The sequence below is a fragment of the Pseudomonas sp. LPH60 genome (assembly GCF_030718165.1).
GTDB classification, from domain to species: Bacteria; Pseudomonadota; Gammaproteobacteria; order Pseudomonadales; family Pseudomonadaceae; genus Aquipseudomonas; species Aquipseudomonas danubii.
Genome location: NZ_JAVAJH010000002.1, coordinates 901013 through 920375, shown reverse-complemented (window position 1 = coordinate 920375; position 19363 = coordinate 901013). Strand labels below are relative to the sequence as shown.

The 19363-nt window shown below is 60.7% G+C and carries 21 protein-coding genes and 1 pseudogene; 12 read left to right on the top strand and 10 right to left on the bottom strand.

What is annotated here, in order from left to right; genetic code table 11:
- Position 1 precedes the first annotated feature (1 nt).
- Entirely contained in the window at positions 2 to 394 is a 393-nt protein-coding gene (gene msrB / locus Q8O96_RS09930; RefSeq protein WP_102860909.1) for a peptide-methionine (R)-S-oxide reductase MsrB, read from the bottom strand.
- A gap of 223 nt (positions 395 to 617) precedes the next feature.
- Between msrB and Q8O96_RS09925 the strand changes: the two genes are divergently transcribed.
- Positions 618 to 1829 (top strand): pyridoxal phosphate-dependent aminotransferase, encoded by a 1212-nt coding sequence (locus tag Q8O96_RS09925; protein WP_016965070.1) that lies wholly within the window; start codon positions 618 to 620, stop codon positions 1827 to 1829.
- 304 nt (positions 1830 to 2133) lie between these two features.
- The gene (htpX, locus tag Q8O96_RS09920) at positions 2134 to 3021 is read left to right on the top strand and encodes a protease HtpX (protein ID WP_016965069.1); all 888 of its coding nucleotides are present in this window, start codon (positions 2134 to 2136) and stop codon (positions 3019 to 3021) included.
- 65 nt (positions 3022 to 3086) lie between these two features.
- On the opposite strand, the gene Q8O96_RS09915 is transcribed toward htpX, so the two are convergent.
- A complete protein-coding gene (locus Q8O96_RS09915; RefSeq protein WP_060840409.1) occupies positions 3087 to 3755 on the bottom strand; it encodes a thiopurine S-methyltransferase in 669 nt (222 codons plus the stop codon).
- Positions 3756 to 3856: 101 nt separating this feature from the next.
- On the opposite strand from Q8O96_RS09915, the gene Q8O96_RS09910 reads away from it, so the two are divergent.
- Positions 3857 to 4624: a class III extradiol ring-cleavage dioxygenase gene (locus Q8O96_RS09910; protein WP_305948722.1), complete on the top strand. Its 768-nt coding sequence runs from the start codon at positions 3857 to 3859 to the stop codon at positions 4622 to 4624.
- A 138-nt stretch (positions 4625 to 4762) separates the two neighbouring features.
- Here Q8O96_RS09910 and Q8O96_RS09905 read toward each other — a convergent pair.
- Positions 4763 to 6470 (bottom strand): annotated as a pseudogene (locus tag Q8O96_RS09905) (DEAD/DEAH box helicase).
- Positions 6471 to 6546: 76 nt separating this feature from the next.
- On the opposite strand from Q8O96_RS09905, the gene Q8O96_RS09900 reads away from it, so the two are divergent.
- The gene (locus tag Q8O96_RS09900) at positions 6547 to 6762 is read left to right on the top strand and encodes a hypothetical protein (RefSeq protein WP_162884077.1); all 216 of its coding nucleotides are present in this window, start codon (positions 6547 to 6549) and stop codon (positions 6760 to 6762) included.
- Positions 6763 to 6857: 95 nt separating this feature from the next.
- Complete coding sequence (locus Q8O96_RS09895; RefSeq protein ID WP_102860906.1) at positions 6858 to 7649, top strand: crotonase/enoyl-CoA hydratase family protein; 792 nt, start codon at positions 6858 to 6860, stop codon at positions 7647 to 7649.
- Positions 7650 to 7701: 52 nt separating this feature from the next.
- On the opposite strand, the gene Q8O96_RS09890 is transcribed toward Q8O96_RS09895, so the two are convergent.
- Complete coding sequence (locus Q8O96_RS09890) at positions 7702 to 8457, bottom strand: spermidine synthase (protein WP_102860905.1); 756 nt, start codon at positions 8455 to 8457, stop codon at positions 7702 to 7704.
- Positions 8458 to 8617: 160 nt separating this feature from the next.
- On the opposite strand from Q8O96_RS09890, the gene Q8O96_RS09885 reads away from it, so the two are divergent.
- Positions 8618 to 9964: a class II 3-deoxy-7-phosphoheptulonate synthase gene (locus tag Q8O96_RS09885; RefSeq protein WP_305948721.1), complete on the top strand. Its 1347-nt coding sequence runs from the start codon at positions 8618 to 8620 to the stop codon at positions 9962 to 9964.
- Between the two features lie 67 nt (positions 9965 to 10031).
- Here Q8O96_RS09885 and Q8O96_RS09880 read toward each other — a convergent pair whose 3' ends face one another.
- On the bottom strand, positions 10032 to 11246 hold the full coding sequence (locus Q8O96_RS09880) for a winged helix-turn-helix domain-containing protein (protein ID WP_250329424.1): 1215 nt from the start codon (positions 11244 to 11246) through the stop codon (positions 10032 to 10034).
- A 65-nt stretch (positions 11247 to 11311) separates the two neighbouring features.
- Positions 11312 to 11533, bottom strand: coding sequence for a DUF1127 domain-containing protein (locus Q8O96_RS09875; protein ID WP_102861006.1), 222 nt, complete (start codon positions 11531 to 11533; stop codon positions 11312 to 11314).
- A gap of 97 nt (positions 11534 to 11630) precedes the next feature.
- Between Q8O96_RS09875 and Q8O96_RS09870 the strand changes: the two genes are divergently transcribed.
- Entirely contained in the window at positions 11631 to 12485 is an 855-nt protein-coding gene (locus tag Q8O96_RS09870) for a LysR substrate-binding domain-containing protein (RefSeq protein WP_102860902.1), read from the top strand.
- Here Q8O96_RS09870 and Q8O96_RS09865 read toward each other — a convergent pair.
- The gene (locus Q8O96_RS09865; protein ID WP_102860901.1) at positions 12475 to 13224 is read right to left on the bottom strand and encodes a sulfite exporter TauE/SafE family protein; all 750 of its coding nucleotides are present in this window, start codon (positions 13222 to 13224) and stop codon (positions 12475 to 12477) included. The genes Q8O96_RS09870 and Q8O96_RS09865 overlap by 11 nt on opposite strands.
- A 105-nt stretch (positions 13225 to 13329) precedes the next feature.
- Between Q8O96_RS09865 and Q8O96_RS09860 the strand changes: the two genes are divergently transcribed.
- From Q8O96_RS09860 to Q8O96_RS09850, 3 genes are all read left to right on the top strand, one after another.
- Positions 13330 to 14280: a LysR family transcriptional regulator gene (locus Q8O96_RS09860; RefSeq protein ID WP_102860900.1), complete on the top strand. Its 951-nt coding sequence runs from the start codon at positions 13330 to 13332 to the stop codon at positions 14278 to 14280.
- 75 nt (positions 14281 to 14355) lie between these two features.
- Positions 14356 to 14817: a MarR family winged helix-turn-helix transcriptional regulator gene (locus tag Q8O96_RS09855; RefSeq protein WP_102860899.1), complete on the top strand. Its 462-nt coding sequence runs from the start codon at positions 14356 to 14358 to the stop codon at positions 14815 to 14817.
- A 214-nt stretch (positions 14818 to 15031) separates the two neighbouring features.
- Entirely contained in the window at positions 15032 to 15451 is a 420-nt protein-coding gene (locus tag Q8O96_RS09850) for an organic hydroperoxide resistance protein (protein ID WP_102860898.1), read from the top strand.
- A gap of 71 nt (positions 15452 to 15522) precedes the next feature.
- Here Q8O96_RS09850 and Q8O96_RS09845 read toward each other — a convergent pair whose 3' ends face one another.
- Both Q8O96_RS09845 and earP read right to left on the bottom strand, forming a co-directional pair.
- Positions 15523 to 16095, bottom strand: a complete 573-nt coding sequence (locus tag Q8O96_RS09845) for an elongation factor P (RefSeq protein ID WP_007931398.1) — start codon at positions 16093 to 16095, stop codon at positions 15523 to 15525.
- 48 nt (positions 16096 to 16143) lie between these two features.
- Entirely contained in the window at positions 16144 to 17277 is a 1134-nt protein-coding gene (earP, locus tag Q8O96_RS09840) for an elongation factor P maturation arginine rhamnosyltransferase EarP (protein WP_305948720.1), read from the bottom strand.
- Positions 17278 to 17401: 124 nt separating this feature from the next.
- Between earP and Q8O96_RS09835 the strand changes: the two genes are divergently transcribed.
- Positions 17402 to 17797: a hypothetical protein gene (locus tag Q8O96_RS09835; protein WP_102860896.1), complete on the top strand. Its 396-nt coding sequence runs from the start codon at positions 17402 to 17404 to the stop codon at positions 17795 to 17797.
- 2 nt (positions 17798 to 17799) lie between these two features.
- Complete coding sequence (locus Q8O96_RS09830; RefSeq protein WP_102860895.1) at positions 17800 to 18282, top strand: GreA/GreB family elongation factor; 483 nt, start codon at positions 17800 to 17802, stop codon at positions 18280 to 18282.
- 6 nt (positions 18283 to 18288) lie between these two features.
- Here Q8O96_RS09830 and cysB read toward each other — a convergent pair whose 3' ends face one another.
- Positions 18289 to 19263, bottom strand: coding sequence for an HTH-type transcriptional regulator CysB (cysB, locus tag Q8O96_RS09825; protein WP_102860894.1), 975 nt, complete (start codon positions 19261 to 19263; stop codon positions 18289 to 18291).
- Between the last annotated feature and the right edge of the window lie 100 nt (positions 19264 to 19363).

Here is a 19363-nt window from a genome sequence, read left to right as displayed (position 1 = left end):
CTTAGCGCGGAACCAGATCCAGGCAAACCGAATTGATGCAATAACGCAAGCCGGTGGGCGGCGGGCCGTCCGGGAAAACATGGCCAAGGTGCGCGTCGCATCTGGCACAGACCACTTCGGTCCGGATCATGCCATGGCTCACGTCCCGAATCTCGACCATGGCACTGTCGGCAATGGGTTCAAAGAAACTCGGCCAGCCGCACCCGGAGTCGAATTTGGCCTTGGAGTCGAACAACGGCTCATTGCAGCAGATGCAATGATAGATCCCATCGGTCTTGGTGCCGTTGTACTTGCCCGAGAAGGGCCGTTCGGTGCCTTTGAGCCGGCAGACGTTGTACTGCTCCGGATCGAGCATCGCCCGCCACTCTTCCAGGGTTTTTTCCAGCTTTTCCATGGTCCTTCCTCTGCAACGGAAAAAGCCCGATCTGTGTCTTTTCCACGGATCGGGCGGCACGTATGATTGCGCCTCGTCAGACGCCAGTCTGGCAGCCGCGTTACACCCATTCAAACGGATTTTGCCGCGCCGGTGCGGGCTACAGGCCGGTGTGACACGGCAGGATTCCCAGTACGGTAGTTCATCCTCCGCCTGGATCGTTCATTTTCGGGAACACATCGCCATGCAGGTCAGCAAATCGAACAAGCTCGCCAACGTCTGTTATGACATTCGCGGCCCAGTGCTCAAGCACGCCAAGCGTCTGGAAGAGGAAGGCCATCGCATCCTCAAGCTGAACATCGGCAACCCGGCGCCCTTTGGTTTCGAAGCGCCGGACGAGATTCTCCAGGACGTGATCCGCAACCTGCCCACCGCCCAGGGCTACAGCGATTCCAAGGGCCTGTTCAGTGCGCGCAAGGCGGTGATGCAGTACTACCAGCAAAAGCAGGTAGAAGGCATCGGCATTGAAGACATCTACCTGGGCAACGGTGTTTCCGAGCTGATCGTGATGGCCATGCAGGCCCTGCTCAACAACGGCGACGAAGTGCTGGTGCCGGCCCCGGACTATCCGCTGTGGACCGCCGCGGTGAGCCTGGCTGGCGGCAACCCGGTGCACTACCTGTGCGACGAGCAGGCCAACTGGTGGCCGGACCTGGCCGACATCAAGGCCAAGATCACCCCGAACACCAAGGCCCTGGTGATCATCAACCCGAACAACCCCACCGGCGCCGTGTACCCCAAGGAAGTGCTGCTGGGCATGCTGGAACTGGCCCGCCAGCACAACCTGGTGGTGTTCTCGGACGAGATCTACGACAAGATCCTCTACGATGACGCCGTGCACATCTGCACCGCTTCCCTGGCGCCGGACCTGCTGTGCCTGACCTTCAACGGCCTGTCCAAGTCCTATCGGGTGGCGGGCTTCCGTTCCGGCTGGGTAGCCATTTCCGGTCCCAAGCAGCATGCCCTGAGCTATATCGAAGGCATCGACATGCTGGCCAACATGCGCCTGTGCGCCAACGTGCCCAGCCAGCACGCGATCCAGACCGCCCTGGGCGGCTACCAGAGCATCAATGACCTGGTGCTGCCGCCCGGCCGCCTGCTGGAACAGCGCAACCGTACCTGGGAGCTGCTCAACGACATTCCCGGGGTCAGCTGCGTGAAACCCATGGGCGCGCTGTATGCCTTCCCCCGGATCGACCCGAAAGTCTGCCCGATCCATAACGATGAGAAGTTCGTTCTCGATCTGCTGCTTTCGGAAAAACTCCTAGTGGTCCAGGGCACCGCCTTCAACTGGCCTTGGCCGGATCACTTCCGCGTGGTCACCCTGCCGCGGGTCGATGACCTGGAACAGGCCATTGGGCGGATCGGAAGTTTCCTCAAGTCCTACCGCCAGTAATCCGAATCACGCAGTGCGATCCTTACCCGGTCGCACTGCGATTAATTCAGCAACACATCTTCGCTGCCCTGCACCACGCCCCTTCTATAAGCTTGCACTTTCCGTCCGGCCCATTGTCACAAATCCTGCACCGCAGCCGGTTGATTGCCCCATCCGACAATCGCCCGCGCCGCGTCAATGCAAGCGTCTAACCCCGGGGCTAGACGACACAGTTTGAAATAGAAGCCGTATTGAATAGGCCGTTGCCGCACCTTATATACCCCGCAGTACGCTACATCTTTAGCTTGAGGAGATTTCTACAACCATGATGCGAATCCTGCTGTTTTTGGCCACTAACCTTGCGGTCGTGCTGATTGCCAGCATCACCCTGAGCCTTTTCGGCTTCAACGGGTTCATGGCGGCCAATGGGGTTGATCTCAACCTCAATCAGCTGCTGATTTTCTGTGCCGTCTTTGGTTTTGCCGGTTCGCTGTTCTCGCTGTTCATCTCCAAGTGGATGGCGAAGATGAGCACCAGCACGCAGATCATCACTCAACCGCGCACCCGCCATGAGCAATGGTTGTTGCAAACCGTTGAGCAACTGTCCCGCGAAGCCGGGATCAAGATGCCCGAAGTGGGTATTTTCCCGGCCTACGAGGCCAACGCCTTCGCCACCGGCTGGAACAAGAACGACGCCCTGGTGGCGGTCAGCCAGGGCCTGCTGGAACGCTTCTCGCCCGATGAAGTGAAAGCCGTACTGGCCCACGAGATCGGTCACGTAGCCAACGGCGACATGGTGACCCTGGCGCTGATCCAGGGCGTGGTGAACACCTTCGTGATGTTCTTCGCGCGGATCATCGGTAACTTCGTCGACAAGGTGATCTTCAAGAACGAAGAGGGCCAGGGCATTGCCTACTACGTGGCGACCATCTTCGCCGAGCTGGTCCTGGGTTTCCTGGCCAGCGCCATCGTCATGTGGTTCTCGCGCAAGCGTGAATACCGTGCCGACGAAGCCGGTGCCCGCCTGGCCGGCACCAACGCCATGATCGGCGCCCTGCAGCGCCTGCGTTCGGAACAGGGCCTGCCGGTGCATATGCCCGACACCCTGAACGCCTTCGGCATCAATGGCGGCATCAAACAGGGTCTGGCTCGCATGTTCATGAGCCACCCGCCGCTGGAAGAGCGTATCGACGCCCTGCGTCGTCGCGGCTGATCCGCTGCAAGGCCATACCCAAAAGGGCGACGCGAGTCGCCCTTTTGCATGGCCGCCAATAAAGCCTATTCACGGACACCTTGCTTGTTCAGGCGATAGACCCGCTCCACCAGCCGGGTCACGCCACCCTGGAGAAACTTCCAGCTCTCTCCCAGAATGTCGCGCTCCGTTTCGACCTGCAGCTGCCAGACATCCCCCAGGCGCTGTCGAACTTCATCGTCGAGCACCGCGAATGGCGGCCCGTCCAGTTGCTCCTGGGCGTAGTCCATGGTTATCAGCAGCCCCTGGCTGCCCTCCGGCAACAGGCCATTGAGGTGGGCGGTGTAGCGCTGCCGCATCGGCGGGGGCAAGGCAATCATGGCCGCACGGTCGTACAGGGCTGTGCAACCAGCTGTGTCCTCGGCAGTCAGGGCAAAGAAATCGCCGCACCAGAGCTGGATCGGACCCTGGGCATAGACCTTGAACTCTCCGTGCTGGCTGATCTGCGGCTGCAACTGATGCTCACGGAAGAAATCCTCCACCGCCTTTTCCGCCAGCTCGATGCCCAGCACCTCGAAGCCCTGGTCGGCGAGCCAGATCAGGTCCAGGCTCTTGCCGCACAACGGCACCAGCACACGGGTTTGTGCCGCCAGCCCCAGAGCCGGCCAGTACTGCTGCAGGTAGGGGTTGACCTCTGCCAGGTGAAAGCCGATCTGATCCCGCTCCCAACGCTTGTGCCAAAAGTCCGCTTGCATGAGAAGTCCTTAAAATTCGATCAAAAAGCCCTAAAACTTATATTAGATTTAGATCAATGATCTGATTGAAGATGGCGCATCTTAACCTTCAGGACCTTCTCATGCTCCCCAGCCTGTTTATCTCCCACGGTTCTCCCATGCTGGCCCTGGAGCCCGGTGCCAGCGGTCCTGCCCTGGCCAACCTGGCGGCACAGCTGCCACGCCCCAAGGCGATCCTGGTGGTTTCAGCCCATTGGGAAAGCCAGGATCTGCGGGTCAGCGCCCACCCTCATCCGGAAACCTGGCATGACTTCGGCGGCTTTCCCGCTGCACTGTTTGCCGTGCAATACCCGGCGCCCGGCGATCCTGAACTGGCAGCACAAGTGGTGGAGTTGCTCAAGGCCGACGGCCTGCCGGCGCAGTTGGACAACCAGCGGCCTTTCGACCACGGCGCCTGGGTACCACTGTCGCTGATGTATCCACAAGCAGACATCCCGGTGATCCAGTTGTCACTGCCCAGTCACCAGGGCCCTGCCCTGCAGACCCGCATCGGTCATGCCTTGGCGAACCTGAGGAAACAAGGCGTGTTGCTGATCGGCTCCGGCAGCATCACCCACAACCTGCGGGAACTGGACTGGCACGCCGGCCCGGAAAGCGTCGAACCCTGGGCCAAGGCCTTTCGTGACTGGATGATCGAAAAACTGGCGGCCAATGATGAAGCGGCCCTGCATGATTACCGGCAGCAGGCACCGAATGCCGTGCGCAGCCATCCCAGCGATGAACACCTGCTGCCGCTGTACTTCGCCCGAGGTGCCGGTGGCGAATTCAGCGTGGCCCACCAGGGCTTCACCCTGGGCGCGCTGGGCATGGACATCTACCGCTTTGGCTGAAGCCTCAACGGCAGGGCTGCTACACAACCCCGCAGGAACCGGCTTGCCGGCGAACAGTCCCGGCCTGAACTCCAGGCAAAAAAAATCCCCGAACCAGTCGGGGATTTTTTATGCCTGATCAATCAGCCCGAGGGCGGATCAATCTTCGCGGTAGCGACGCAGCTTCAGCTGCTTGCCGGCCACGCGAGTGTCCTTGAGCTTGGTCAGCAGACGGTCCAGACCGTCTTCCGGCAGCTCGACCAGACTGAAGCTGTCACGCACCTGGATGCGACCGATGGCTTCACGGGCCAGGCCGCCTTCGTTGAGGATCGCGCCCAAGAGGTTCTTGGCAGCGATACCGTCACGGGCACCCAGCGCGGTACGGCAGCGAGCACGGCCTTCGCCCAGAGGCATTGGCGCGCGACGCTCACGATCACCACGATCAGGACGATCGCCGGAACGCTCAGGACGATCACCACGTGGCGCGCTGTTGGGCACCAGTGGACGCTCTTTCTCGATGGCTGCCAGGTTCAGCGCTTGACCATTGGTGGCCTTGCGCAGCAGGGCCGCGGCCAGGGCGCGCGGGCTGCAACCGATATCGGCAGTCAGGCGATCCAGCAGCTCACCGTGGGTGGCTTCAGCATCAGCTACCAGCGGCGACAGGCTGTTGGTCAGTTTCTTGATGCGCGCATCAAGAACAGCTTGGGCGTCCGGCAGGCGAACTTCGGCAACCTTCTGACCGGTCACACGCTCGATCACTTGCAGCATGCGGCGCTCACGCGGAGTCACCAGCAGCAGCGCACGACCTTCGCGACCGGCACGGCCGGTACGGCCGATACGGTGCACGTAGGATTCCGGGTCGTACGGCATGTCCACGTTGAATACGTGGGTGATACGCGGTACGTCCAGACCACGAGCGGCGACGTCGGTGGCCACAACGATGTCCAGACGGCCATCCTTGAGGGAGTCGATCACGCGCTCACGCTGGTTCTGGGCGATGTCACCGTTCAGCGCAGCGGCTTTGTAGCCTTTGGCTTCCAGGGCACTGGCCAGGTCCAGGGTCGCTTGCTTGGTGCGCACGAACATGATCAGGGCGTCGAAATCTTCAACTTCCAGCAGGCTCAGAACAGCAGAGGTCTTCTGGTCAGCGTGAACCAGCAGGTGAGCCTGCTCGATCGCGGTGACGGTCTGGGTCTTGCTCTGGATCTTGACGTGTTTCGGGTCCTTCAGATGACGCTCGGCAATGGCCCGGATCGACTGCGGCAGAGTGGCCGAGAACAGTACGGTCTGGCGGGACTCAGGCATGGCCTTGAAGATGACTTCCAGGTCATCCATGAAGCCCAGCTTGAGCATTTCGTCGGCTTCGTCGAGAACCAGGTGGTTCACGGTGGCCAACACTTTTTCGTCGCGACGCAGGTGGTCGCACAGACGGCCCGGAGTGGCGACAACGATCTGTGCGCCATTACGGATTGCTTTCAGTTGTGGGCCCATCGGCGCACCGCCGTAGACGGCCACAACAGTCACGCCCGGCATTTGCTTGGCGTAGGTTTCGAAAGCGGTTGCAACTTGCAGCGCCAACTCACGGGTTGGGGCCAGGATCAGAGCTTGCGGCTCGCGCTTGGACGGATCAATGCGGTGCAGGATAGGCAGGGCAAAGGCAGCGGTTTTACCGGTACCGGTTTGCGCCTGACCAATCATATCGTGACCGGCAAGGATGATCGGGATCGACTGCTGCTGAATAGCCGAAGGCTCTTCATAGCCGGTAGCGACTACTGCAGCGACAATATTGGGATGAAGTTCAAGAGCGGCGAAGCCGCCGATTTCCTGGGTCATGGGTCTGCCTCTAAGTGCATCCGCAAAGACCCATGCTCCAAAGCTGCGCATGCCGTGTAAGACTCAAGAGTCACCCTGGCAGCTTTGTCGGCGGGGATTTGCGAAAACGATTGGATGAATGGATCGTCAAGGATAGTCCGCGCAGCGGACAAGCAGCCGAAGCTGACTTCGGGGAATTGCATTACCTAAACGTGGCCCGGCTAAAGGCCGGCGCGCACTATACCGGAATTACTCAAAAAAGGGAGTTTTTTTTATCGGAAAAATCCGCTGAACGCCCGATGGTCACGGGCTTTGCGCAGACTCGAAGGGCGCGCTATTTTGCTTGAGCCCGCCGTTGTTGGTCGCCACCGCTAAAACGATTCACCCTGGTGCTTGAAAGCCGTCTCGCCCATTCCCTCTTTCCCCCTTGAGGATCGCGCCCATGAATCAGCCCAGTGCCAGCCGTGTCAGCCGCGAACTGCGCGGTCATCTATTCCTGATCGGCCTGGACCGGGTCGCCAAGCGCAATGCCTTCGATCTGGAGCTGCTCAACCAACTGAGCCTGGCCTATGGCGAGTTCGAAGCCAGCAGCCAAGCGCGGATCGCCGTGGTGTTCGGCCACGGCGAACACTTTACCGCAGGGCTGGACCTGGCCAATGTCGGCGCTGCCCTGGCTCAGGGCTGGCAGGCACCGCCCGGCGGCTGCGACCCCTGGGGCGTGTTCGCCGGACCACGGGTAAGCAAGCCGGTGATAGTCGCCGTACAGGGTTACTGCCTGACCATCGGCATCGAGTTGATGCTGGCGGCGGACATCAACCTCTGCGCCAGCAATACGCGCTTTGCCCAGATGGAAGTGCAGCGCGGCATCTTTCCCTTCGGCGGCGCAACCCTGCGCCTGCATCAACTGGCCGGCTGGGGCAATGCCATGCGCTGGTTACTGACCGGTGACGAGTTCGATGCCCATGAAGCCCTGCGCCTGGGGCTGGTCCAGGAAGTGATGGCCAGTGAGGACCTGCTGCCCCGGGCCATTGAACTGGCCGAGCGGATTGCCCGACAGGCGCCGTTGGGGGTGCAGGCGACGCTGATGTCGGCGCGCCAGGCCAGGCTCGAAGGCGAGACGCTGGCCGCTCAGGGCTTGCCACCGCTGATACACAAACTGATGAACAGTGAGGACGCCAAGGAAGGCGTGCGGGCGATGATCGAGAAGCGACCGGGGGTGTTCAAGGGTTGCTGAACCAGGTGGCCGGCAGATCGTCCTCGCCGACAAACCGGCTCCTGCGCAAGTATCAGGTGGCGGGACGAATGGCCTTGATCAGCGACTGCAGGGAATAGCCCAGGCGCGGGGCCAGGGCTTCAGCCCGGGCGGTCAGGCTCGGCAGGTCCAGGTCCTGCTCCAGGTCGGATGGCACGATCAGAATCACATTGCCCTCCTTCACCGGCAGCTCCCAGTAGTGGCGGTGATAAAGGCCACGCAACAAGGCTGCGCCCAGAGGCTTGCCGTCATCGGTAGCCCACTGGTTGATCACCAGCCAACCTCCAGGATTGAGGCGCTTCTGGCAGTTTTCCAGGAAGCCCCAGGCCAGATGACCGACGCCCGGGCCGACATCGGTGTACAGGTCGACGAAGATCAGGTCAGCGGATTCGGCACTGTCCAGCAACTCCAGGGCGTCACCGACTCTTATATAAAGACGCGGATCATCGTCCAGGCCCAGGTACTCGATGGCCAGGCGTGGAACATCCGGGCGCAGTTCGATGGCTTCGACGTCTTCCAGGGGCAGGAACTTCAGGCAGGCCTGGGTCAGGGTCCCGGCGCCCAGGCCGAGAAACAGTGCGCTCTCCGGCGCCTCATGACACAGGGCACCGATCAGCATGGCCCGGGTGTAGTCGTACTCCAGCCAGCTGGGGTCGGCGGTGAACACGCAGCTTTGCTCGATGGCGTCGCCAAATTCGAGGAAGCGGTAGTCCGCCACTTCCAATACCCGAATCATGCCGAACTGGTCATGAACCTCGGCGAGCACACGCTCGACGCGCTCCTCAGTCATTTCATCTCCTAGTCGCGGGGCTCGCAATCGAGCCGGCGCGATAAACCAACCGCTCGGCAGCGAGCGGGAAAGGCGCGATTGTCGGCCAAGCGAGAGGAGCAGGTCACGCACTAATTTGCTGCTAACATGCCCCTCCCACCGTAACGCACTCGAGTCCGCGATGAGCCAACCCTGGAGCCCCGACAGCTGGCGCGCCTTGCCGATCCAGCAACAACCCCAGTACCCCGACGCTGCGCATCTGCTGCAGGTCGAGCAAACCCTGGCCAGTTATCCACCGCTGGTGTTTGCCGGTGAAGCCCGGGAGTTGCGCCGCCAGTTTGCCGAAGTGACCCAGGGCCGCGCCTTCCTGCTGCAGGGCGGCGACTGCGCCGAAAGCTTTGCCGAATTCTCCGCCGCGAAGATCCGCGACACCTTCAAGGTGCTGCTGCAGATGGCCATTGTCATGACTTTTGCCGCCGGCTGCCCGGTGGTCAAGGTCGGACGCATGGCCGGCCAGTTCGCCAAGCCGCGCTCGGCCAACGACGAAACCATCAATGGCGTGACCTTGCCGGCCTATCGCGGCGACATCGTCAACAGCATCGGCTTTGATGCAAAAAGCCGGATACCGGACCCGGACCGCCTGCTGCAGTCCTACCACCAGGCCACGGCCACCCTGAACCTGTTGCGGGCCTTCGCCCAGGGCGGCTTTGCCGACCTGCACCAGGTGCACAAGTGGAACCTGGACTTCATCGCCAACTCGGCTCTGGCCGAGAAATACAGCCAGCTCGCGGACCGCATCGATGAAACCCTGGCCTTCATGCGTGCCTGCGGCATGGACAGCTCGCCGCAACTGCGCGAGACCAGCTTCTTCACCGCCCATGAAGCGCTGCTGCTCAATTACGAAGAAGCCTTTGTCCGCCGCGACAGCCTGACCAACGACTATTACGATTGCTCGGCGCACATGCTGTGGATCGGCGACCGCACTCGCCAGCTCGACGGTGCCCACGTCGAGTTCCTGCGGGGCGTGAACAACCCGATCGGGGTCAAGGTCGGCCCGAGCATGAACACCGAGGAACTGATCCGCTTGATCGACATCCTCAACCCGGACAACGATCCCGGGCGCCTCAACCTGATCGTGCGCATGGGCGCCCACAAGGTCGGCGACCATCTGCCGCAACTGATCCGTGCGGTAGAAAGCGAAGGCAAGCAGGTGCTCTGGAGTTCGGACCCGATGCACGGCAACACCATCAAGGCCAGCAGCGGCTACAAGACCCGGGATTTCGCGCAGATCCTCACCGAGGTCAAGGAGTTCTTCCAGGTGCACCAGGCCGAAGGCAGCTATGCCGGCGGCATCCATATCGAGATGACCGGTCAGAACGTCACCGAGTGCATCGGCGGCGCACGGCCTATTACCGAAGACGGCCTATCGGATCGCTATCACACCCATTGCGATCCACGGATGAACGCCGACCAGTCGCTGGAACTGGCCTTCCTGATTGCCGAGACCTTGAAGCAGGTCAAACGCTAAAAGCGCTGTCGCGGACAAACCCGCTCCTGCAAGGCCACTGTAGGAACGGGCTTGCCCGCGAAGCGCTTCACTCCAGCACCTCACGCAGATGTCGCGCAGCATCACGCTGGCAATTGAGCTGAATCTGCTCCAACCCCAGCCAATCGGCCATCTTGCGCAATTGCACGGCCAATGCCCGGATGCCCTCTTCGTCCAGACCGGGCTGCTCTTCATGCACCCCATGCACCGCCAAACGCCCCTGAGCTCGCTCCGCCCGCAAATCGACCCGAGCGACGATCCGCTCGTTGTGCAAGAACGGCAGCACGTAATAGCCATAGACCCGCTTGTGCCGGGGCGTATAGATCTCCAGCCGATAGCGGAAATCGAACAGTCGCTCAGTGCGGCTGCGCTCCCAGATCAGTGAATCGAACGGTGACAACAGCGCACTGGCCTCGACCTTGCGCGGCACCTTGACCTGCGGCAGGCAATAGGCCGGCTGACGCCAACCCTGAACCTCGCAGGCCAGCAACTCACCGGACTCCACCAGTTCGGCGAGTCGTGCACGGCTGTCGCCTGGATCGAGACGAAAATAATCCCGAAGGTCCTTTTCCGTGGCCACACCCAGAGCGGTTGCGCCATGCAGCATCAGGCGACGCTGGGCCTGAGCCTCATCCAGCAGCGGTTGCCGAAGGATCTGCGGCGCGATCACCCGCTCCGGCAAATCGTACAGGCGCTCGAAGCCGCGACGCCCCGCCACCGTTACCTCACCGGCCGCGAACAGCCATTCCAACGCATGCTTTTCATCGCTCCAATCCCACCAGGGCCCGGCACGCTCCTCACGGGTGGACAGGCTGCCGGCGCCTAGCGCGCCCTGCTCTTGGACCGCGGCCATTACCCGACGGACAGTGGCCTGGCGCTCCTGACCAAAGCGCGTCAACTGGGAGTAGATACCCTGCCCTTGTTTTGCCCGCTGCATCCGCCAGCGCATCAGCGGGTACATGGACATGGGTAGCAACGACGCCTCATGCCCCCAGTATTCAAACAACGTGCGTTGCCGGCCCTGACTCCAGGCGGCCTGATCGAGCAACGCCTGTGGATAACTGCCCAGGCGGGAAAACAGCGGCAGGTAATGGGCCCGTACCAAGGCGTTGACCGAATCGATCTGCAACAGGCCCAGGCGCTCTATCTGCTGATTGAGGCGTGCGGCCTTGATCGTTGCCGACGGCTGGCGCCCGCCGAAACCCTGGGCGGCCAGCGCCAGTCGGCGAGCCTGTTTGAGAGAGAAAGAGCATTGTGCAGGCATGGGAGTTCTCCTTGTCTGCCCGCACGCTAGCGCACCGGGAAGCGGCTTGTGTAGCACCCTTGCCGCTATTTATGCATCGGGTCGTCCCAGAACGGGCGGACCCGCTCATGCTCGACATCGGCCCGCGTCAGGCCCAGGTCCTTCAACGCCTCATCGCTCAGCCCGGCGAGCATCCGGCGCTCACGCCCAAGCTCATACCAGCGCATGACCCTGCGCCATAAGCCGCTCAATGACAGCGCCTGAAATGACAGCTTGTGGACCAGCACATAACCCTTTTGACCTTTCATCATCTTGCCCTCCAGTGGGGATGACGCCAGTCTCTGCTTAGGATTAAGATCAATCCAACGAATGTTTCTTATGTCATTCATCTCAGGATTTGATGGAATGTCCCAGTTCCCCAGCATCGACACCGAAGTCCTGCGCACCTTTGTCGCCATCGCCGATGAAGGCGGTTTTACCCGGGCCGGCGAACGGGTCAATCGCACCCAGTCGGCGGTGAGCATGCAGATGAAACGCCTGGAAGAAGATGTGCTGCAACGCCAGTTGTTCCAGCGCGACGGGCGCCAGGTCAAGCTCACCGCCGAAGGCCAGGTGCTGCTGGGCTACGCCCGACGCATCCTGAAACTGCACAGCGAGGTGTTCAACACCCTGCGCGAGCCGCACATGGTGGGCCTGGTTCGCATCGGCACTCCGGATGATTATGTGATGCGCTTTCTACCGGGAATCCTGTCGCGCTTTGCCCAAAGCTACCCGCTGATCCAGATCGAGGTGCATTGCGAATCCAGCAAACAGTTGCTGCAACGCCAGGACCTGGACCTGTCCATCGTCACCCGCGAGCCGGGCAGCGAGATCGGCCAACTGCTGCGCAAGGAGCGCTTCGTCTGGGCCGTGGCCCAGGGCTTCAATCCCCACGAGCAATCGCCATTGCCCCTGGCGATGTTCAACAGCGACTGCTTTTGCAGACTCTGGGCCTGCAACGCCCTGGACGCCGCCGGACTCGACTACCGGATTGCCTACAACAGCTCGAGCCTGGCGGCGTTGATGGCCGTGGTCAGTGCCGGGCTGGCAATCACCGCGCAACTGGAAAGCCTGATCACACCGGACATGCGCATTCTCGGCGAGGCACAGGGCCTGCCCCAATTGCCGGAGGCGAGCATCATGCTGCTGCGCAACCTCAATACGCCCTCCCCCATCACCGAATGCCTGGCGGAGCACATTGTCGAAGGCTTCAAACTTTGAAGGCCAGCATCACCGCGCACACCACCAGGAAACCGCAGAACAGCGCCCGCAGCAGGCGCTCGGGCAAAGCATGAGCCACCTTCACTCCCCAACTGATGCTCAACAGGCCGCCGACCGCCAACGGCAGACCAATCATCCAGTCCACTTGGTGATGGACGCCGTAGGTCACCAGAGTCACCCCGGTGCTCGGCAACGCCAGAGCCAGGGACAGCCCTTGTGCCACCACCTGGGAGGTGCCAAAGACGCTGGTCAATACTGGCGTGGCCACTACCGCTCCGCCTACGCCGAACAACCCGCCCATGGCCCCGGAGGCAGCGCCCAGAACCCCCAGCCAAGGCCAGGAATAACGCATCCGCGTGCTGGCCGGCGCGCTGCTCATGAACATGCGCAGCAGGTTGTAGGCCGACAGCACCAGGAGAAAGACGACAAAGCCGATACGCATCTTCTGCGCGTCGATGCCCACCGCCCAGATCGAGCCGAGCCAGGCGAAACAAAAGCCCATCAGCGCCAGTGGCAGGGCATGGCGCAGTTCGATGCGGTTGCGCTGGTGATAACGCCACAGCGCCAGCATCACATTGGGCACCACCATCACCAGCGCGGTGCCCTGAGCAATCTGCTGATCCAGGCCGAACAACACCCCCAGCACGGGAATCGCGATCAAGCCGCCGCCGATACCGAACAAACCACCCACAGTGCCCAGGGCCGCGCCCAACAGCAGATACATCACTAACTCGATCACAGCCGCTCTCCTCACCTGAGAGCTGCATGCTACGCAGTCGGCCCTGGCACGGAAACGCACAGCAACGCACAATGGCTGTGCCGTTTTCGCATAAGCGCTCTGACCATGAATCCCAACACTCTCACCGAACAACTGGGGCTGTTTCTCGATGTGCTGGAAGCCGGCAGTTTTTCCGCCGCGGCTCGCCGCCATCCACTGACGCCCTCCGCCGTGGCCCGGCGTATCGACAGCCTGGAAAGTGCCGTGGGCACCACGTTGTTCATGCGCACCACCCATGCCGTGGTTGCCACAGCCGCTGGCCTGGCCTTCGCCGAACGGGCCCGGCGCATTGTCGCTGAACTGCAACTGGCCCGGGCCGAGGCGGTGTCCCTGAGCCATGCGCCGGAAGGCCTGATCCGCATCGATGCCCCGGCCGCCTTCGGCCGCCGTCATCTGGCACCGGCGATCGCCGACTTCCTGGTGCTCTATCCCGGCCTGGATGTACAACTGCACCTGATCGACAGCTTCGTCGACATGCAGGGCTCGCACCTGGGCAAAGTGGACCTGGTACTGCGGGCCGGGCAACAGGTGGATACCCGGATGGTGGCCACCTCCCTGGCCAGCATCGTACGCATTGCCTGCGCCAGTCCGTCCTACCTGAAGAGCCGTGGCACCCCGACTCAACCCGCTGAGCTCAGCCAGCACGACGGCCTCGACTGGGATGGCCTGGCACCCTTGTTCGCCTGGCGCTTTGAACGGGACGGACAGCTGCACAGTCATCGCCCACAACGCATCCGCCTCAGCGCCAACAATGCCGAAGCCCTGCTTTCGGGAGCCTTGGCCGGGCTGGGAATTGCTCACTTGCCCACCTGGCTGGTGAGTGAGTACCTGTTGCGCGGAGAACTGGTGCCGTTGTTCTGTGATAACGGTCTACCCAAGCCGGAAACCGCCGGTATCTATGCCTTGCGTATGGAGCAGCATCCCAATGCCCGTAGCCGCCTGCTGCTGGAGTACCTGAAAAGTCGCTTCAGTCCGGTTCCGCCATGGGACCTGGCACTGCAGAGTGCAATGAACTGACGTCGAAGAAAATTATCTGGTGCATTAAAGACTCGCCCGCTAGATTCAGGACCATTAACGACCAAGGCCCCCGACATGACCACCGACCGCTCTACCCCGGATACCTGCGAACAGCTGCTGCTGGACAACCAAGTGTGTTTCGCCCTGCACTCCACATCGCTGCTACTGACCAAGGTCTATAAACCGTTGCTGCAGCAACTGGGGCTGACCTATCCGCAGTACCTGGCAATGCTGGTGCTCTGGGAGCGGGATGGCCTGACCGTCGGCGAAATCAGCCAGCGCCTGCTGACCGACCCCGGCTCGCTGACTCCCTTGCTCAAGCGCCTGGAAGCCGAGGGCCTGCTGAGCCGCACTCGCAGCCGGGAAGATGAGCGAGTGGTCATTGTCGAGCTGACGGAACAGGGCCGAGCGATGCGCGAACAAGCCCGGAACATCCCACAGTGCATCCTCGGCGCCAGCGGTCGGACAGTGGAGCAGTTGCGGCAGCTGCAAGAAGATTTACAGATGCTGCGGGGGCATTTGCAGGACAGTCTCTAAGGCTTCGCCGACAAGCCAGCGCCTATGGCTGGGGCTGGTTTTGAGAAAAAAATATATTTATAAAAAACAATGAGTTGAGCCAGAAACAGGGCTTCAGGCAAGAGTTTGCATAAAATATATCTTGCGCACTAAATATTTGAGCGATACATTTATTTCGCACTTACTTAGCGCGCAAATAATTAGCGCAAAAACAACCCAGCACGAGGTTTTCACCATGCAAACTCTCTACACCGCAGTTGCAACCGCCACCGGTGGCCGTGATGGCCGCGCTGTTTCCAGTGACAACATCCTCGACGTCAAACTGGCCACCCCCAAGGAACTCGGCGGGGCCGGTGGACAGGCGACCAACCCGGAACAGCTGTTCGCTGCCGGCTATTCGGCCTGCTTTATCGGTGCCCTGAAGTTCGTTGCCAGCCAGAGCAAGCGCAAGATCCCGGACAACGCCTCGATCACCGCCCATGTCGGTATCGGTCAGATCCCTGGCGGCTTTGGCTTGGATATCGATCTGCATGTCAGCCTTCCGGGCGTGGCTCAGGAAGAGGCGCAAAGCCTGGTGGATGCCGCACATCAGGTCTGCCCCTACTCCAACGCCACCCGCGGCAATGTTGATGTACGCCTGCACGTGAACGTCTGAAACGGTAAACGCCAGGCATAAAAAAGCCCGACTCAAGGTCGGGCTTTTTCATCGACAAGATCGAACCAGGATTAAACCTTGGCGCGGCCCTTGTAGGAACCGCCTTCGCGGGTATCGATCTCGATCATGTCGCCGATTTCGATGAAGTCCGCAACGCTCAGCTCGGTACCGTTTTTCAGTTTGGCAGGCTTCATCACCTTGCCCGAAGTGTCGCCGCGAGCGGAACCTTCGGTGTAGTCAACCTGACGCACGATGGTGGTCGGCAGGTCAACGGAAACCAGACGGTCTTCGAAGAACACGGCTTCGCAAACGTCGGTCATGCCTTCTTCGATGAACGGCAGAACGGCCTCGATGTCTTCGGCGTTCAGCTCGTACATGGTGTAGTCGGTGGTGTCCATGAAGGTGTAGGTGTCACCGCTGATGAACGACAGGGTCGCTTCTTTGCGATCCAGGATCACGTCGTCCAGTTTGTCGTCCGCACCGTAAACGGTTTCGGTCTTGTAACCGGTCAGCAGGTTCTTCAGCTTGGTCTTCATGATCGCGCTGTTACGACCGGACTTGGTGAATTCAGCTTTCTGAACCAGCCAAGGATCGTTGTCGATACGGATCACGGTACCGGGTTTGAGTTCTTTACCAGTTTTCATTGCGAATATCCGAATTTGGATGGGATTTACAAAAATCTAGGCCGCGTATCATATCCAATTTAGGTAAAACTGCACCAGCGCCGCAGCAAGATCGGCTTGCAAGCCTTGTTCCAGACACCATTGTTCGGCGTGCGCGGCGACTTCGGGCCAGTGTTGCAGCAGGTTTTTCCAGGCTTCGGTCATCGCTGCCTCGGTATTCCAGGCCTGCCACAGGGCCCGCACCGCCGCTTGGGCGTCAGGTGAAAGAGTCCGGGTGTACAAGGCGAGAAAGGCCTCGAGCTTGTCCAGGTGAATGTCTTCGTCCTGGCGGTAGATATGCCAGAGCATCGGCCGCCCGGCCCATTGCGCCCGAACAAAGGAGTCCTCTCCACGCACCGCGTTGAAATCGCAGCACCACAACAGACGGTCGTAATCTTCCTGGCGAACAAAAGGCAGGACCTGGACCGTCAGGGACTGCCGGATCTGCAGGCTGCCCACACTCAACGACGCGTCTCCCAGCCAGCGCTGCACATCTCCCAGGATGCGCCCTTCGGGCACCAGCAAATGGGTCTGTTGCGTATCGAGGGCCAAGGCATCCAGCCAACCACCAAGACTGGCGTTCTCATAGGCAAACAGTGATATCAAGCGGCTATCGGCGGCGGGAGTGACTCCCAGTCCTTGAAGAAAATCCAGCTGGACCTGGCGATCGGCCTGAAATTGCCGGCGGCGCTCGAGCAATCCGGCTTCGCGCAGCAAGCCGCCCGTGCCAGCCTGGAATCCGGGGAAGAAAAAGTACTTCTGTACACCACGAAACTTCACTGATGGCAGGCCGTGGCAGCCGCTGACCCAGTCCTCCGCGCTCAGGTAATCCAGATTCAGCCACAAGGGTGCACGCTGGCGCTCGGCCATCGCCTCCATATAGGCATGGGGCAACTGACAGGCAAACGCAGCGATCACCACATCGGCTGCAACTTCATCCTGCCACTGGGCCGGCCAGTGGCGCACCTCGACCCCATCCTGATACTGGCTGTGTCGCTGGAAATCGATCTCTGGACAGATCTTTTCAAAGGCCCGCAGATCATCGACCCACAAACGCACCGTGCATTGATGCTCGGCCACCAATTGTCGGGCCAGGCGCCAGGTCACACCGATGTCGCCGTAGTTGTCGACCACGCTGCAAAAAATATCCCAGGAGGCTTTCATTCCAGTCCCCGATTGGCAAAGGCGCCGATTGTCCGCATAAATGCTCCTGCGCAGAAGAGCCAACCTCGATTAATCTTCATGCGACAATCAGCCCTCGCCCACTATCGCCCGCCAGGAGGCAACCATGTCTTATCGCCCGCCCGCTCGTCGCTCCTTGCGCATCAGCTTCAATGCCCTGGCGCTCAGCGGCAGCATTGCCCTGGGCCTGTGGCTGGGTTTTCTGGCGATTGCCCTGACCTGCTGGCTAGCCTCGCACTTTCTCTTCAGCCAGCAACTGGCTCCTGTAGCGCAAGCCGTGCAGCAATTGGCGAAGCCGCCGGTGGTTGCGCCTGAGCCGCCCAATCGGCTGTTCGAGCAGTATCAGGAAAACCTGCGCAAGAACGAAGAGTTGCAATCCCTGGATAACGCTCGTAGCAACCCGCGCAACCTGTCCAATCCCAAATGCCAGTTCTGGTTGCAACAGGACCAGACAGCGCCCAGCGAAAAGAGTCGCGCCAACGTTCTGCAGTTCTGTAATTGATCATGAATAAACAGTCTGTCTGCCAACTGATTCTGCAACAGCTCCGAGAGGATCTGGAAGTCGCGGTGCGCGCTGCGCAAACCGCCTACGAAACCGCCACTCACGAAGAGAATATCGCCGAGAACAAGTACGACACCCTGGGGCTGGAAGCCTCCTACCTGGCGGCCGGCCAGGCTCGGCGGGTCGAGGAAATCCGTCAGGCATTGAGTCTCTGGCAGAATCTGAGTTTGCGATCCTACGACCCACAGGCCGGAATCCAGGTCGGTGCGTTGCTGGGGCTGGAGGATGAAAACGGCCACGAACAATGGCTGTTTCTTGGTCCCGACGGGGCAGGCTTGAAGGTTTATGTGGTGGGGCAACTGGTGACCGTCATCACCCCGCGGTCACCGCTGGGCAAGAGCCTGATGGGCAAGTTCGAGGACGACGAGGTGGAGATCGTAGTGGCGGGGACCCGGCAACAGTTCACTGTCACCGAGGTCCGCTAGCTGTAATCAGTGAACCGGCAGTTCAACGCCGTCGAACAGTTCTTCCAGTTCCTGCTTGTTATGGCATTGAATCGCCTTGGCCATGACTTCGCGCGTCAGGTGCGGGGCGAACTTCTCGATGAAGTCGCACATGAAACCGCGCAGGAATGTACCGCGACGGAAACCGATCTTGGTGATGCTCGACTCGAACAGCTCGCTGGCGTCCAGTACCACCAGGTCATTGTCGAGCTTGGTGTCGACCGCCATCTTGGCGACGATACCCACTCCCAACCCCAGACGCACATAGGTCTTGATCACGTCGGCGTCAGCCGCAGTGAAAACCACCTTTGGCGTCAGGCCACGATGGCTGAAGGCTTCATCGAGCTTGGAGCGGCCAGTGAAACCAAACACGTAGGTAACGATGGGGTATTCGGCCAGGGTTTCCAGGGTCAGCTTCGGCAGCTTGGTCAGCGGGTGGCCCTGAGGCACAACCACGCAACGGTTCCAGCGATAGCACGGCATCATCACCAGATCACCGAACAGCTCCAGCGCCTCGGTGGCGATGGCGAAATCCACAGTGCCGTCAGCGGCCATCTCAGCGATCTGCATCGGCGAGCCCTGGTGCATGTGCAGGGCCACATCGGGGTACTGCTTGATGAAGCTACTGATCACCGGCGGCAGGGCGTAACGTGCCTGGGTATGGGTGGTGGCGATGGACAGGGTGCCCTTCTTCTCGTTGGAGAACTCCTGGGCGATCTGCTTGATGCTCTCGACTTTGCGCAGGATCTCGCCAGCGGTAGTGATGATTCGCTCACCGGCCGGGGTCACACGGGTCAGATGCTTGCCGCTGCGAGCGAAGACCTCGACCCCAAGCTCGTCTTCGAGCAGACGGATCTGCTTGCTGATACCCGGTTGTGAGGTGTAGAGGCTTTGGGCGGTAGCGGAGACGTTGAGGTCGTGGTGCGCCACTTCCCAGATGTAGCGCAATTGTTGAAGCTTCATATCAATCCCTCAAAGCAGGTAGACGCCACGGGTATCAGCGACGGTATATAACTATATTAATGGTCAGGAGAATAAATCTAGAACTTTTATTCAGAATTTT